This is a genomic window from Acinetobacter apis (assembly GCF_900197575.1).
Classification (GTDB): domain Bacteria; phylum Pseudomonadota; class Gammaproteobacteria; order Pseudomonadales; family Moraxellaceae; genus Acinetobacter; species Acinetobacter apis.
This window is the reverse complement of record NZ_FZLN01000001.1, coordinates 996710-1012264: the sequence shown is the minus strand read 5'-3', so window position 1 is coordinate 1012264 and position 15555 is coordinate 996710. Positions and strand designations below refer to the sequence as shown.

General features: G+C 38.0%; 15 protein-coding genes. 8 read left to right on the top strand and 7 right to left on the bottom strand.

Features of this window, described 5'->3' with window-relative positions; genetic code table 11:
- Positions 1-54: 54 nt before the first annotated feature.
- Positions 55-1068: a lipoyl synthase gene (lipA, locus tag CFY84_RS04670; protein ID WP_088823019.1), complete on the bottom strand. Its 1014-nt coding sequence runs from the start codon at positions 1066-1068 to the stop codon at positions 55-57.
- A gap of 201 nt (positions 1069-1269) precedes the next feature.
- Here lipA and sthA point away from each other — a divergent pair, with 201 nt between their 5' ends.
- Positions 1270-2685 (top strand): Si-specific NAD(P)(+) transhydrogenase, encoded by a 1416-nt coding sequence (gene sthA / locus CFY84_RS04665; protein ID WP_088823018.1) that lies wholly within the window; start codon positions 1270-1272, stop codon positions 2683-2685.
- A 729-nt stretch (positions 2686-3414) separates the two neighbouring features.
- Positions 3415-4857 (top strand): glucose/sorbosone family PQQ-dependent dehydrogenase, encoded by a 1443-nt coding sequence (locus CFY84_RS04660; protein ID WP_088823017.1) that lies wholly within the window; start codon positions 3415-3417, stop codon positions 4855-4857.
- A 194-nt stretch (positions 4858-5051) separates the two neighbouring features.
- Here CFY84_RS04660 and CFY84_RS04655 read toward each other — a convergent pair whose 3' ends face one another.
- A complete protein-coding gene (locus CFY84_RS04655; protein WP_088823016.1) occupies positions 5052-5621 on the bottom strand; it encodes a GNAT family N-acetyltransferase in 570 nt (189 codons plus the stop codon).
- 390 nt (positions 5622-6011) lie between these two features.
- Here CFY84_RS04655 and dps point away from each other — a divergent pair, with 390 nt between their 5' ends.
- Together dps and CFY84_RS04645 are read left to right on the top strand one after the other, a co-directional pair.
- Complete coding sequence (gene dps / locus CFY84_RS04650; protein WP_088823015.1) at positions 6012-6503, top strand: DNA starvation/stationary phase protection protein Dps; 492 nt, start codon at positions 6012-6014, stop codon at positions 6501-6503.
- A gap of 213 nt (positions 6504-6716) precedes the next feature.
- A complete protein-coding gene (locus CFY84_RS04645) occupies positions 6717-7070 on the top strand; it encodes a hypothetical protein (RefSeq protein ID WP_088823014.1) in 354 nt (117 codons plus the stop codon).
- A 42-nt stretch (positions 7071-7112) separates the two neighbouring features.
- On the opposite strand, the gene rsmD is transcribed toward CFY84_RS04645, so the two are convergent.
- Together rsmD and mrdA are read right to left on the bottom strand one after the other, a co-directional pair.
- Positions 7113-7664, bottom strand: a complete 552-nt coding sequence (gene rsmD / locus CFY84_RS04640) for a 16S rRNA (guanine(966)-N(2))-methyltransferase RsmD (RefSeq protein ID WP_088823013.1) — start codon at positions 7662-7664, stop codon at positions 7113-7115.
- A 2-nt stretch (positions 7665-7666) separates the two neighbouring features.
- A complete protein-coding gene (gene mrdA, locus CFY84_RS04635) occupies positions 7667-9706 on the bottom strand; it encodes a penicillin-binding protein 2 (protein WP_088823012.1) in 2040 nt (679 codons plus the stop codon).
- Between the two features lie 295 nt (positions 9707-10001).
- On the opposite strand from mrdA, the gene CFY84_RS04630 reads away from it, so the two are divergent.
- The 3 genes from CFY84_RS04630 to CFY84_RS04620 all read left to right on the top strand — a co-directional run bounded on the left by CFY84_RS04630 (position 10002) and on the right by CFY84_RS04620 (position 12304).
- A complete protein-coding gene (locus tag CFY84_RS04630) occupies positions 10002-11318 on the top strand; it encodes a hypothetical protein (protein WP_088823389.1) in 1317 nt (438 codons plus the stop codon).
- A gap of 70 nt (positions 11319-11388) precedes the next feature.
- Positions 11389-12036, top strand: coding sequence for an adenylate kinase (adk, locus tag CFY84_RS04625; RefSeq protein WP_088823011.1), 648 nt, complete (start codon positions 11389-11391; stop codon positions 12034-12036).
- Between the two features lie 76 nt (positions 12037-12112).
- On the top strand, positions 12113-12304 hold the full coding sequence (locus CFY84_RS04620; RefSeq protein WP_143218759.1) for a hypothetical protein: 192 nt from the start codon (positions 12113-12115) through the stop codon (positions 12302-12304).
- 4 nt (positions 12305-12308) lie between these two features.
- Here the strand turns inward: CFY84_RS04620 and nth are convergent, their stop codons facing one another.
- The 3 genes from nth to CFY84_RS04605 form a co-directional block, all read right to left on the bottom strand.
- Positions 12309-12983, bottom strand: coding sequence for an endonuclease III (nth, locus tag CFY84_RS04615; protein WP_088823009.1), 675 nt, complete (start codon positions 12981-12983; stop codon positions 12309-12311).
- Positions 12980-13777 (bottom strand): RnfABCDGE type electron transport complex subunit B, encoded by a 798-nt coding sequence (locus CFY84_RS04610; protein ID WP_088823008.1) that lies wholly within the window; start codon positions 13775-13777, stop codon positions 12980-12982. Before CFY84_RS04610 ends, nth begins: the two co-directional genes overlap by 4 nt.
- 142 nt (positions 13778-13919) lie before the next feature.
- A complete protein-coding gene (locus tag CFY84_RS04605; protein WP_088823007.1) occupies positions 13920-14699 on the bottom strand; it encodes a ferredoxin--NADP reductase in 780 nt (259 codons plus the stop codon).
- Between the two features lie 100 nt (positions 14700-14799).
- Here CFY84_RS04605 and tsaA point away from each other — a divergent pair, with 100 nt between their 5' ends.
- Entirely contained in the window at positions 14800-15510 is a 711-nt protein-coding gene (tsaA, locus tag CFY84_RS04600) for a tRNA (N6-threonylcarbamoyladenosine(37)-N6)-methyltransferase TrmO (RefSeq protein WP_088823006.1), read from the top strand.
- Positions 15511-15555 lie beyond the last annotated feature (45 nt).

Below are 15555 nucleotides of genomic sequence, written 5' to 3'. Positions count from 1 at the left end.
AGATTCAATTGAATGATAAAAGCCTGAAAGTGGTTAGCCACTTTCAGGCTTTTTTTAAGCTTCGATGGTTTGTACAGCAATTTTTTTAGCAACGTCAGCTTTACGACGTACTTGAGGAACAGGCTCACCGCGATATTGGCGATCAGCGAAGTAGCTTGATCGAACCATTGGTGCAGACCAAATGTTTTTAAAGCCAAGCTGACGACCATGCTCAGCATAACGCTCAAACTCTTCTGGTGTAACAAAGCGATCTAATGCAGCATGCTCTTTCGATGGCTGTAAATACTGTCCGATAGTGACATAATCAACGCCGTGTGCACGTAAATCATTAAGTAATGAAATCACTTCTTCTTCTGTTTCACCAATGCCCACCATTAATCCACACTTGGTAGGAATATCAGGGCAGTGTTCCTTAAATGTTTGTAGTAGCGTTAATGAATGCTGATAATCTGAACCTGGACGCATCGCTTTATATAAGCGCGGTACAGTTTCAATGTTATGGTTGAATACATCAGGTGGGCACTCTGCCATAATGCGTAAAGCAACATCCATACGGCCACGAAAATCAGGGACAAGAATTTCAAGCAAAGTATTTGGGCTAAGTGCACGTGCTTCTTTAATACAATCTACAAAGTGTTGTGCACCACCATCTAATAGGTCATCACGGTCTACTGAGGTAATCACAGCATATTTTAAATGCAAATTGGCAATGGTTTCTGCCATATGGCGTGGCTCATCTGCATCTAAAGCATTTGGTCGACCATGTGCAACATCACAAAACGGGCAGCGACGTGTACAAATATCACCCATAATCATAAAGGTTGCTGTTCCACCGCCAAAACATTCAGGAAGATTTGGACAAGCAGCTTCTTCACAAACAGTATGTAATTTTTGAGCTCGTAAAGTCGTTTTAATCCGTTGGACTTCATCTGGCGCTGTCATTTTAACCCGAATCCAGTCAGGTTTACGTGGCACCTCAACCGTAGGAATGACTTTTACAGGAATTCGAGCAACTTTCTCAGCACCGCGCAGTTTAACACCCTGTTCTGGTTTACGGTTATTGGTCATGTAACTTTTCCACTGTTTGACAATTTAAAAGGCAATATGTTTTCAAATTTATTGTAACCTAAAATAAAGCATTTAGGCGTGAAAAACACATTCGTTAAAGAAATGTCGACATACAATTCGCGTGATGGTCAAACTACAATAAACGACATTTTCTTGCTGTGAAATTAAGCTAAAATTAGCTGATAACAAGGAGCGATTAATATGTCACGTAAACAAGAAGTGGTGAAAGGGAATTTTGTAAAATATGATGCTGTGGTGCTAGGCGCAGGCCCAGCAGGCGAAGGCGCAGCCATGAAACTCACCAAGTCAGGTAAAAAGGTGGCTGTGGTTGATATGCGTGAGCAGCTCGGGGGCAACTGTACACATGTCGGCACCATTCCAAGTAAAGCACTTAGACAGACTGTGTCGAGTATTATGCGTTATCAGCGCGATCCGATGTTTCAAAAAGTAGGCGAGTGGCGCGCATTTACCATGAAACAAGTGTTAACCCATGCACACCGTGTGATTCAAAAGCAAGTAGAAACACATACTCGTTTTTATGACCGTAACCGAATTGATATTTTTTATGGTCGTGCATATATTCAAGATCAGCATAGCGTTGTGGTATTTACCCCTGAAGGCAGCAAAGAAACCTTAGTCTTTAAAGAGCTTGTGATTGCGACAGGCAGTCGTCCTTATCATCCACAAGGTTTAGACTTTAATCACCCACGAGTATTTGATTCTGACACCATTTTAGATTTGGACTATACCATTCGTAAAATCATTATTTATGGTGCAGGTGTGATTGGCTGTGAGTATGCATCTATTTTTATTGGTTTAAATCATAAAGTAGATTTAATTAACACACAGTCTGTTTTATTAAGCTATTTAGATGATGAAATTTCAGATGCATTGTCTTATCACTTACGTGATCAGGGGGTATTAATTCGTCATCATGAACAGATTGATCATTTAGATACGTTTGATGATCATGTGGTATTACATTTACAAAGCGGGAAAAAGATTAAAGCAGATGCCATTTTATGGTGTAACGGACGGTCAGGAAATACCGATGGTTTAGGATTAGAAAATGTTGGTTTGACGCCAAATAGCCGTGGTCAGTTGACAGTCAATGAGCGCTATCAAACCAATGTTGAGCATATTTATGCTGCAGGCGATGTGGTTGGTTGGCCATCTCTTGCATCTGCTGCATATGACCAAGGACGTTGTGCAGGCTCAAACATTGGCGGAGAAGAGAATGTAAAGCCTGTGACAGATATTCCAACTGGAATTTATACGATTCCTGAAATTTCATGCTTTGGTAAAACAGAGCAACAATTGACCGAAGAAAAAGTTCCTTATGAAGTAGGACAGTCTTCTTTTCGGCATTTGGCACGTGCACAAATTACTGGGGACACGGTTGGTGAATTAAAAATACTTTTTCACCGTGACACGCTTGAAATTTTAGGAATTCATTGTTTTGGTAATAATGCGTCTGAAATTATTCATATTGGTCAAGCAATCATGCAAAATGCCAATAACTCAGTGAAATATTTTGTAGAAACCACATTTAATTATCCCACCATGGCCGAAGCATACCGAGTAGCTGCATTAAATGGCTTAAACCGTTTATTTTAGTCAAGGTGTGGAGGCAAGCACTATAGGTTTGTTTCTATAGTGCTTTTTTTATTGCGTGTGAGCTGTCAATTTAAAAGCCATTTGTGCTTGAAATTTTTGGCCTAGATGGTTCAAACCATGGTTATCTGTATCTAAGTGCTTTGTTGCATAGTGCATTTGGATCATTCATTTACATAAGTAATAAAAAACTATGAGTAAACGTTAACTTACGTAAACTAGTGAAACAGGTTCTTATATTAAATATATCTATGTCGAATAAAATGACAATTGGTTTGAATTTTATTTAATGGGTAGATTTGACTATTTTATTGAATGATTTCAAAGACCCTTTGTAAAATGCCATGATGGATTGACTTTATTATTCGGTTTGGTTTTGTTTTTAAATAATAATATTGATATTCAACCATTTGTTTAATAATACTATAATTTATGATAATGCATGGTCTATATAATGATGGGATACTAAGCATATTATTATCGTTTTTAACTATAAATATAGGCGTTGATCTTGGTGAATATTAATTTTGTCGCTGGTATTAATTATTTTAATATTTATGTTAGATAGGATTGTGTGCATATAATAGATTTTAGATATTACTTATTATAAAAAAGTAAAATGATTCATATTTTTTCATATATTGTAGTTTTGTCTGAGTGATTTTTTAATCCGCAGGCTAGAGGCAGGGTTAAGCCACAACAATTTTAGTTGTAAAACAATTTGGAATATATATGAATACATATTTAAAGCTAACGAGTTTTTTCATTTCTAGTTTTTTTATACAAAACGCAATTGCCGATCAACCCATACCATTAAAGGATTATGTTCAAGCAACAAGCCCTGATTTTAACCGTAAAGTATTAATTAATGATATTAAATATCCGCATGCAATATTCATTGCAGATCAGCAACTGTGGATTTCTGAACGATCAGGTGATATTTCCCGCCTAGATTTAAAAACAAATAAACTAATCGCAACTTTCAAGATTCCCAATGTTACATTTACTGAAAAAGGACAAGATGGCTTACTTGGTCTAGCATTTGATCCTAAGTTTAATAAATACAATCATCGCTATATTTATGTGTCTTTATCTATTAAAAACCCAAATGCAACAGACGCCAAATTTCCAAACCAAACAGTGATCCGAAGATATACCTATAATCAAAAAACCAACACCCTAACCGATGAAAAAACGTTAATTCAAGGGTTACCATCTTCACAAGACCATCAAGCACAGCGTTTAGTAATTGGCCCCGATCAAAAACTATATTTAAGTATTGGCGATCAAGGATCAAATCAGTTCTCTTATCTCACCACGCCAAATTTAGCGCAAGAAATACCATCAAAATTAGAGATTCGTGCTAAAAATTATCAAAAATATGCAGGTAAAATTTTACGCTTAAACCTTGATGGTTCAATTCCAAGAGACAACCCACATTTTAATGGGGTTACAAGCCATATTTATACTGTTGGACACCGTAATCCGCAAGGGCTCAGTTTTACACCGAAAGGGGTTTTACTAGAAAGTGAACAAGGGCCAAATACTGATGACGAAATCAATGTCATTGTAAAAGGTGGAAATTATGGCTGGCCTTATGTTGCAGGCTATCAAGATGACAGTGGTTATGCCTTTGCTGACTATTCAAAATATAAAGGCGATCAGTCCGCGTTAAAAGATTTAGGACAAAATGGTTTACGTGTTGTACCTGGTGTGCCGGTGTATCAAGAATCAAGTTGGACGATTAATAACTTCATCAAACCTTTGAAAACCTTATTTACAGTACCAAATGATCATAACTTCAATGATACAGCATGTGGCAGTATGCAATATATTTGCTGGCCAACGGTTGCAGCATCTTCAGCATATTTTTATCGCGGTGGTAAAAATGCAATTCCTGGATGGAAGAATGTACTTTTAGTACCTTCTTTAAAGCGTGGGGTTGTGTTTAAAGTTCAGCTAGATGATAAAACACATACTGTTTCAAAAGACAGTAGCGAAGTTTTATTTAGAGGACAAGATCGCTATCGTGATGTAGCTGCAAGTGTTGATGGTAGTACAATTTATGTTCTGACTGATAACAGTGGAAATGTTCAAGCCGATAGCGGTGAAGGAACGTCAGATTTGAAGCATCCTGGTGCAGTAATCGAATTTAAATATGCCGCTTCAAAATAAAAATCATTGATTTGATTTATATTTTAATGTGAACGCTTTACGAGATACACATGATATGTTGAGCGTTCATATAGATTGCTTGTTTGACTTGCATTAATGCTGTAACCAAAGTAGATCAAGCAGCGTTAAGTGGTAAGTTAAACAGTTTAGTGTTATGCATCATGCCCATGCCCATGCCATTGGTATGGGCTGATCTATGGTGTTTCATCAAATACCAATGCAGTTAAAACATGGTCTTGCCATTGTCCATTAATTTTTAGATAAGCTTTTGCATAACCTTCAGGTTCAAATCCTAAACGCTGTAATAACCGTGCACTTTTTAGGTTATCAGGTAAATGGTTTGCCATAATTCGATGAATTTGAGATTGAGTCCGTACATAAGATATGGCATGAGACAGTGCTTGATACATCCAATTGTTGCCTTGGGCATGTTGATCAAGCGCAAAACCTAAATAACAGGCTTGGAATACACCAAAAATAAAACCTGTAAAATGTATATCTCCTATAATTTGTTCAAGGTGTGGGTCGATCAAGACAAAGGAGATTTGTTTATTGTGTTGGATGGCATGCGGATGCTCAGGGATACGTGCCAATATCTCAGAGATTTCAGCATAGCTTTGCTCTCGCTTTGGGCTATAAGGGGCTAAATAGGTTTTATTACGTATTAAGTATTCATGATACAGCTTTGCGTGGCTCGTATGTAAAATGCAAAGCACTAGATGATCAAAAGATGCAATCACAGTATGGCTAAATGGAGAGTACATATCGAGTGGCTCGTACTGATTAAAGGGGATAACAATCTTTATCCAAGGAATTAAATCATATTGTAGTGGACATCTGATTCAAGGTTTATATGCTCATCAATGCGCTTAAATTACTTGTATAGAAAAATCGCCTTTTGACTGATATTGCAAGTGACTCTCAGTCTAATTTACACTCCAAATAATGCACTATCAAATTAATATATAACAAGAAAAATTAACCCATCATGGTATGATTTATCCGATTGACTGAAATGTGGAATAGATCAGTTTAACATTTGTAACGACAATGTTTTTAAATGAAAATTAACTCGATCTTTCAACAGAATACCGTTATGTTATAAACATAAAGACACATAAACCAAGTACCATTGTTTATTACAAGAGGATGCTATGACAACTAGAACTTCAGGTCGCGTATATACACGTAATAACCTAGATGAAAACATCAAAGAATCAACATTAAAAATCTTAAATCAAATTTTATCAAATTTAATTGATTTATCGCTGATCACAAAACAAGCACATTGGAACATGCGCGGTAGCAACTTTATTGCTGTTCATGAAATGTTAGATACATTCAGAACGTCAATCATTACGCATTTAGACAATGTTGCTGAGCGTGCAGTACAAATTGGTGGTACAGCATTTGGTACAGTACAAGCAGTAGGTGAGCATTCACAACTACAAAGCTACCCAACAGATGTGTATGACGTACAAGATCACCTTTCTGAATTGGCTGATCGTTATGCAGTGGTTGCTAACCATTTACGTTCAACAATTGATGAAATTGAAGATCCAATCTCTGAAGACATCATTCATGCTGCTTTAGAAGATTTAGACAAGAGCTTATGGTTCATCGAAGCAAACATCAAAAAAAGCTAAGCTAATCTTTGAGTTTAACTTTAAAAGATGCCAGCAAATTTAACACTTTGCTGGTTTTCTTTTATTCAAAGACAGATGTTGATATTGCTTATTCAAAATGAAAGATGTCATTTGGCTTAATTTTAAGACTATAGTATAAATAAAATGCAATATGATTGAGTTAAGCTAATCGCATCTAAACGAATTTGTATGACTAGACTAAAGGAGACACACATGACATGTAATCAAAACCATCATGAAAAACATGATCATATCCATGGAAAGGATTGTGGACATACAGCCATTAAACATGACGATCATGTCGATTATTTGCATGATGGTCATTTACATCATCCGCATGAATCACATATTGATGAGCATGTGATTGCAGTTAATGAACATAATCCAACTGAATGTACACCAGAGCATGTGTGTGCAGGACATGATCAGGACCACGTCCACGGACCTGACTGCGGACATGAAGCTGTACCACATGGCGATCATATCGATTATTTAGTAGATGGTCATTTGCACCATCCACATGGTGATCATTGTGATAACCATGGTCCGATTGAAGTTGTTAAATAATTGAACCATAAAAAAGCCGCCAAATTGGCGGCTTTTTTATGGTTAAGATTCTATTTTTTGATAAAGCCCTGCATATACGCTACCTGCTTGTGTGCTTTTAATTTGTCGCCAAGAGGCTGGCAGTTGTAGCTGAGTTAAATGTTGATCTGCTTCAATATAAACCAAACCTTTGGGTTTTAGTAATGGATCAATACCTGCGGCCAATTCATACCATAAGTTGAGTGAATAAGGCGGATCAAGAAAGACAAGGTCGAACTGGGTATGGAGCTTGGCTAAAATTTGCTGTGCTGTTGCAACATGTAAAGTACATTGTTCCGTGTTTAATAACTTAATATTTTGCTTGAGATAATGTGCTTGTGTTTTATTGGGCTCGATTAATGTCACATGAGCTGCACCTCGTGACAGTGCCTCAAATGCGAGTGCACCAGAACCTGCACAGACATCTAATACATGCGCTTGCGTAATATCCCACATTAGCCAATTAAACAGTGTTTCTCGTACACGATCAGGTGTAGGGCGTAAACCTTCGACAGATGCAAATTCAAGTTGTCGACGTTTCCACTGACCGCCAATAATTCTTAATTGATTTTTCATGTTTAATCACTAATATCTGTATCTGCAATTGGAGGTGGTGTTGACACTACAGGGGCAGAAGCTTGCTGACGTTTTCGACCAGTCGGACTATTCGGGTTAATTGCATTTGGATCTGCCTCGAGAATACGTCCACCACTTGGCAATTGACTTGGGTTCATACCTGCTGTCATTAATCCACCGCTAATTTGTTGTGTCGTCGGTTGGATTGGATTGGATTTACGCTGAATCATCCAATAATCTAAAACAGGTTTGGCAATATGTGCTGCAGCACCGCCATGACGGCCATTTTCTAAAATCACAGCAATTGCAATTTCAGGGTTTTCTGCGGGTGCAAAGCCAACAAATAAACCATGGTCATATTGGCGCTGTGTTAACAAAGCTTCATTATATTTTTTGCCTTGCGCAATACTTTTAACCTGTGCAGTACCTGTTTTACCAGCAATCTGATAAGCGTTGGTACGAATACCACGACCTGTACCTTGGTTAATTACCCCAACCATGGCATCACGCATTTTGATCCAATCTTCAGGTACACCATTAAATTTAACTTCACCATCGGGTTCATTTCGTATCTTATAGGGTTTAGCACCTTTTACATTGTATAGAACATGCGGGGTAATATGTTTCCCTTGATTAGAAACAATCGCTGTTGCCATAGCTAATTGAACAGGCGTTGCTGTGAATGCACCTTGTCCAATACTGACTGAAATGGTTTCACCACGTAACCATTTAGATTTATAGGCTTTCATTTTCCACTCAGGATTTGGATAAATACCTGAGCTTTCACTTGGTAAATCTAATCCTGTTTTTGCACCAAATCCAAATTGACGCATCCAATCATTCATTCGTTCAATGCCCATTTGATTGGACATAATATAAAAATAGGTATCGCAAGATTCTTGAATGGCTTTGTTCATGTTAACCACGCCATGACCTGTTTTTTTCCAATCACGAAAGCGATGTGAATCGCCTGGCAATTGAAAATAACCTGGATCATGAATGGCTGTGCCCCAATCGACAATGCCATAATGCAGAGCCCCTAAGCCTTCCATGGGTTTAATGGTTGAGCCAGGTGGGTAGGTTCCTTGTACAGCACGGTTATATAGTGGCTGGTCTAAGTTATCTCGTAATGCAGAATAGTCTTTACTACTGATTCCTGTTACAAATAAATTGGGGTTAAAGCTTGGGCTAGATACCATTGCCAGCACTTCGCCTGTACGTGGATTAATGGCAACAATTGCACCGCGTCGACCTGCCAACTGTTCAGATGCCACCACTTGTAACCCATAATCAATAGACAGGTAAAGGTCATCACCTTGTTGTGGTGGTTTACGCCCTAAGTGTCTTAATACATTGCCATGAGCATCTGCTTCGACAGAGTCATTGCCAGGAACACCATGTAACAATTGCTCATAATGACGCTCTACGCCGCTTTTACCAATCAGGTTTGTACCTGCATAGAGTTCTTTATCAATACTTTTTAGTTCTTTGTCATTAATTCGACCTACATAACCAATCACATGGGCAAACAACTCACCATATGGATAGTATCTAGTCATCTGTGTTTCAATTTGCACACCCGGAAATTGATATTTCGCTTCACTAAAGCGTGCAATTTCTACTTCGTTAATGTTTAATTTGATGGCAACACGTTCGGTTTTTTTGGCGGCTTTAATTCGAATATCAAACTTTTCAAGGTCATCTTGCGAGAGGTTGAGAATCGGTGTTAAACGTGCAACAGTGTCATCAATATTATCAACATCAGCTTTACTTAAAGTTGCAGTAAACACAGGGTAGTTGTTTGCTAATAAAATGCCATTACGGTCATAAATATAACCACGAGTGGGTGCTGTGGGTTGCAAGCGAATTCTGTTATTATCAGAGGCTGTTGCAAAATCTTGATGACGGATGATTTGTAAATAAATATAACGAGCAATTAAAATTGAAAAACAGAAAATGACAATTCCTACAGCAATCAGTACACGATTACGATAAATTTTCTTTTCTAATTGGACATTTTTGAGCGGAAAATGTTGCTTCATATCGGGTACATCAATAAGCTAAGGAGAAGAAAAGCGTATTATTTTAACCTAACCTTGAGGTGAATAAAGGCTGTATTCTTTTTATTATGTAACTTATTTATAAGAAATATCGATCTATGGCGTGCCAAAATGAATTATTCAAGGCAAAATAACGCCATATAAATTGTAAGCTGTATATTTTAGTTAAATAGATCACATATCTAGTTGGCCGTCACTGAAATGTAGACAGACAATGCTATGATGATCAAATGACATTATGCATGACTTATTACACTTATTATTAGAGAAAACCTTCATGTTGGATTATATCAGTCATCTTTGGCATGTTTTTTGGCTTAGACCAGATCATTGGGCTGTGCTAAGTATTGTTCCTGTGACTGCCTTTGTAACCTGGATCCATGTGTGGATGGCTCTAAGAATGGTGTTTTATCCAATTCATTTTATTGGCTTTCATATTGGTAAATTGCCATTTGGTTGGCAAGGTATTGTGCCGCGTAAAGCAGGGCGGATTTCAGGAATTATCACTGACAACACCTTGAAAAAAATTGGTTCATTGTCTGAGTTTTTAGAAGCCATGGACCCCAATGAAATGGCGGATATTATTGGAACTCAAATCAATGCAGATTTAGAATATTTAATTGATGAAGTGATGATGGACCGTAATGCGGTGTTGTGGGAAAATTTACCATATTCTATTAAACGCCGTATTTATGAACATGCACATCAGCAATTGCCAGAAGTGTTACATGCGTTGGTGATTGATTTAACCGACCATGTTGAAGAGTTGGTGGACATGAAGAAAATGATTGTTCATCAAATGGAAAATGATCGCCGTTTAATGGTGAGCATGTTTTTAAAAGTGGGTCAAAAAGAAATTGATTTTATTTGGCATATTAGTGCCTTAATTGGATGTGGCTTTGGTCTAATTCAAATGCTCATTTGGTTTGTGGTACCTTGGCATTGGACAGTGCCTTTTTGGGCTGCCATTTGGGGGTTATTAACCAATTGGATTGCGATTTGGATGGTATTTAATCCATTACATCCACATTATGTGCGGTATCCACAATTCTTTAGACGGACCAAACATCACGGGTTTCCTTGGCTTGTACCAATTGTTCCTAAAATTGGACAGTTTAATATTCAAGGTGCGTTTATTAAGCGACAAGAAGAAGTCTCTGATGTATTTGCAAAAGTCGTGACAGAAGAATTAATCACCTTAAAAACCATTATGACCGAAATGATGTATGGGGATCATAAAGAAAAAACGCGTCAAATGGTAAAGCGACATATTAACCAAATTACTGATACGCCTTTGGTTCGAACCACATTACAGTTATCTTTAGGGCCAACTGAATATGCAAGATTAAAAACGGACTTGATTGACCGCTCAATAGAAATTACGATGGTGCCTGTTTCAGACCCTGCGTTTAATGCAAGCCGTGCTCAAAAAATATTTACAATGTTTAGAGATCGAATTCGAAATTTAACGCCGTATGAATTTCAAAATCTACTTCGTCCTGCTTTTAAAGAAGATGAATGGATTTTAATTTTACTTGGTGGGGTGACCGGCTTTGTAGCGGGTGTTATACATTTATTTGTTGCTTTTTTATAAATTTAAAAACCAAACATGTGAAATGTTTGATTTTTAAATCAAATTTTATTGTTATATGAGGATTTATTAGATGCGCATTATTTTACTCGGACCACCAGGGGCAGGCAAAGGTACACAAGCTCAGTTGATCTGTAAGCGCTATGATATCCCACAAATTTCAACCGGTGATATGCTCCGTGCTGCAATTCGTGAAGGGACAGAGCTGGGTTTAAAAGCAAAAAGTGTGATGGATGCAGGTGGTTTAGTTTCAGATGAACTGATCTTAGGCTTAGTGAAAGAACGTATTGCACAGCCTGATTGTGTAAATGGCTGCATTTTTGACGGCTTTCCGCGTACAATTCCGCAAGCTGAAGCCTTAGAAACTCAAGGTATTCAAATTGACCACGTGATTGAAATTGCTGTACCTGATGAAGAAATTGTAAAACGTTTATCAGGTCGTCGTCAGCATTCTGCGTCAGGTCGTGTTTATCATATCGTTTATAATCCACCGAAAGTGGAAGGTAAGGACGATGTGACAGGTGAAGATTTGGTTCAACGCCCGGATGATCAAGAAGAAACAATTCGTAAGCGTTTAACTGCATACCATGCAGAAACTGCGCAATTGGTTGATTTTTACCAAAGCCGTACAGGTGAAGGGCGTGCAAGCTATGACAAATTAGATGGCATGCAAGTGATTGACGACGTACAAAAACAATTGTTCGCTATTTTAGGTGAATAATTGACAGTCAGATCATTTTGACAAGCATAGAGTCTTAAGTCATATTAAGGCTCTATTTTTTTGTGGGTTCATTGTCATGATGAAATTTATCCTTTTTGTCATTGTCATTATTAGTTTAATTGGGCTGATTTATCTCATGCTACAAAGTAAGCGTATGCTTAAAGAAGTAGTGGATGAAAATAATAAGCGCCCAAAACAACCTGGGCCACGCGTACTTCACCCTAAACTGCAAGAAGAATTAAACAAAAAGAAAGTACAGAAAAAATAAAATTTTAAACCACTGGGCGTTTGACAGCACCAAATTCAAAACGCTCAGGCCATTGGCAGACATCTGAAACAGGGCATTCATGGCATTTAGGTTTACGTGCAATACAGCAATATCTGCCATGTAAAATGAGCCAATGATGCGCATCAATGATAAATTCTTTTGGAATGACTTTTATCAGTCGATGTTCGACTTCTAAAACATCTTTTCCGCGTGCCAAGCCTGTTCGATTGCCTAAGCGAAAAATATGCGTGTCGACCGCCATAGTCGGTTGTCCAAAGACTGTATTTAAAACCACGTTGGCGGTTTTTCGTCCAACGCCAGGCAGTGCTTCTAACGCTTCACGTGTATTGGGTACTTGGCTTTGATGTTGGTCAATTAAAATTCGACATGTTTTAATGACATTGGTGGCTTTTGAGTTATATAAACCAATGGTTTTAATATATTCTTTCAAGCCATCTATACCGAGTGCATAAATTGCTTCAGGAGTATTGGCAACAGGGTATAAGCGATCGGTGGCTTTATTCACACTAATATCAGTGGCTTGTGCTGAAAGTACAACCGCGATCAGTAGTTCAAAAGGATTTGAGTAATTCAGCTCAGTTTTGGGTTCAGGGCGTTCGTCTCGTAATCGCTCAAAAAAAATCTGAATTTGTTTTTTGGTCATATTTTTACTGGTCATGTGCCCATACCTTGTAGCTGATCCATTTGAAGCCGCAATTCATCAAGTTGCTGTTGTTTTTTGGCATCACGGCGTACGCTCAGCTGTTTTTCTAGTTTTTTAATTTGTGTTCTTATACGTGCGAGTTGTATGGTGGTTTGCGCATCCATAGGTGCCTCATCAACCACTTTAGCAGGCAATTGAATGGTTGGAATATGCTGGACTTGTTTCGAGAATTCAGCAAATAAAGTAATGTCGATGTCTGCTTTTACAATGGGTCCACGACGTAATGCTTTACGCGTAATATCACGTTGGATATGTGAATAATAACGAGTTCTTAAATCGTTTTGTTCTTCATAAAGTGCGGCTTCAGATGGCAATTGGCTTGGGTCAACAATAAGGTCAATACAATCAACCGGGCAGGGCGGAATACATAATTCACAGCCTGTACAGAGGTCAGTGAGAATAGAATGCATGAGTTTACCGCTACCAATAATGGCATCGACGGGGCAGGCACTGATACATTTGGTGCAACCAATACATTCATCTTCGCGAATCACCGCTTTCATACGCTGAGGACGCAGATTACTTTGAACGGGCCAAACGCTTTCTTCTGCAATGAGCGATGGGCGATTGAGTAAGCTGGCTAAACGATCTGCAACAGCTTGTCCCCCGGGGATACATTTATTGGCAGGTTCACCTTCAGAAATCGCTTTAGCATAGGGTAAGCAACCATCGCGATGTCCGCATAATCCACATTGGGTTTGAGGAAGCTCGGCATCAATTTGCTGGATGAGAGAAAATTTAGAACTCATGTGGCTAGTCAATGAATGGTCTGATGATCAAAGCAAGGGATTGTGCATAAAAATAACTCTAACAACAAGTCATTTTAACAATTTATCAAAGGCATAAAAATAAACCGGCGCAATTGCACCGGTTTATTTAAATTAAATTGAATTACTTTTCAACGAAAGCACGTTCAATCACATAATCGCCCATTTCACCCATACGTGGTGATTCTTTTAAACCATGTTGGTCAAGCAGTAGTGCCACATCTTTTAAGAATGATGGGCTACCACATAACATTGCACGGTCAGTTTCACGGTTAAAACGTGGTAAGCCAATTTTTTCAAATAACTCACCTGTTTCAATGGCTGTTGTTACACGGCCTTGGGTATGAAAGTCTTCACGTGTTACGGTTGGGTAATAGACTAATTTATCTTGAATACCAAGTTCTTGGAAGAATTCATGATTTGGTAATTCATTTAAAATTAAATCTTGGTATGCAAGTTCACTGACAAAACGCGTGCCATGTACCACAATCACTTTTTCAAAGCGTTCATAGGTTTCAGGATCACGAATAATCGATAAGAACGGTGCAAGTCCTGTTCCTGAAGATAAAAGGTATAAATTTTTACCTGGTAACAGGTCATCATGAACTAGAGTACCTGTTGGTTTTTTTGAGATTAAAATCTCATCGCCCACTTGTACTTTTTGTAAGATTGACGTTAATGGGCCGTCTTGTACTTTAATCGAAAAAAACTCAAGCTCTTCTTCATAGTTTGCGCTTGCAATTGAATATGCGCGCATCAGTGGCTTGCCATTGACTTGTAAGCCAATCATTACGAATTGACCATTCTTATATCGTAAACTTTGGTCACGTGTGGTTTTGAAACTAAATAAAGTTTCATTCCAATGGTGAACGTCTGTAATACGTTCAACGTTAAAAGCTGCCATTCAAAAGTCCAACGACGTATAATAAAAATTGTTATCTATATTAATCTAATTTTAATGCCGATAAACTGAATATATTTAATTGTCTTTATAAGAAAAAGTGATGAACAGCTCAATTGAACTCCCAATTATCGGAAAAATGCATTCACCTTTCCGTGAAAAATTTGGTATTCCGCGTCAGCCCAATTTGGTTGAAGTCGAAACATATATTGAATTTATACCGCCTTATCATAATATGCAGGCTTTTGATGGTATTGAGGCATTTAGTCATTTGTGGCTGCTTTGGCATTTTCATCAAAATAAAGAGAATAAAGATCAGTCATTTAGAACCCAAGTGCGTCCACCGCGTTTGGGCGGAAATGATAAAATAGGTGTTTTTGCCACACGCAGCATGTATCGACCTGCACCCATTGGCTTGTCAGTGGTGACGTTTCAGCGTTTAGAGCACGATGGCAAAAGCGTGAGGTTGTATGTGACAGGCAGTGACTTGGTTGATGGCACCCCGATTATTGATATTAAGCCATATATTAAATATTCAGACTCAATACCCCATGCGACATCTGCATATGCTGATCAGCCGCCCATATCTAAGCAAGTATTTTGGTCAACTGCTGCTTTAGAACAACGAGAACAAATCGAAACGTTACACCCAAATGCAGTTGATTTTAAAACATTAGAACAAGTTTTAGCTTTAGATCCAACACCGGCATATCATCATGATGAGACACGTGTCTATGGAATGCATTTTGCAGCGTTCAATGTGAAGTTTACAGTCAACGTAACACAAATTATGATTATTTCTTTGGAACTCTAGCCAATCCGTTGTAATTTAGAACAGCATCTGTGCTTTATAAAATGC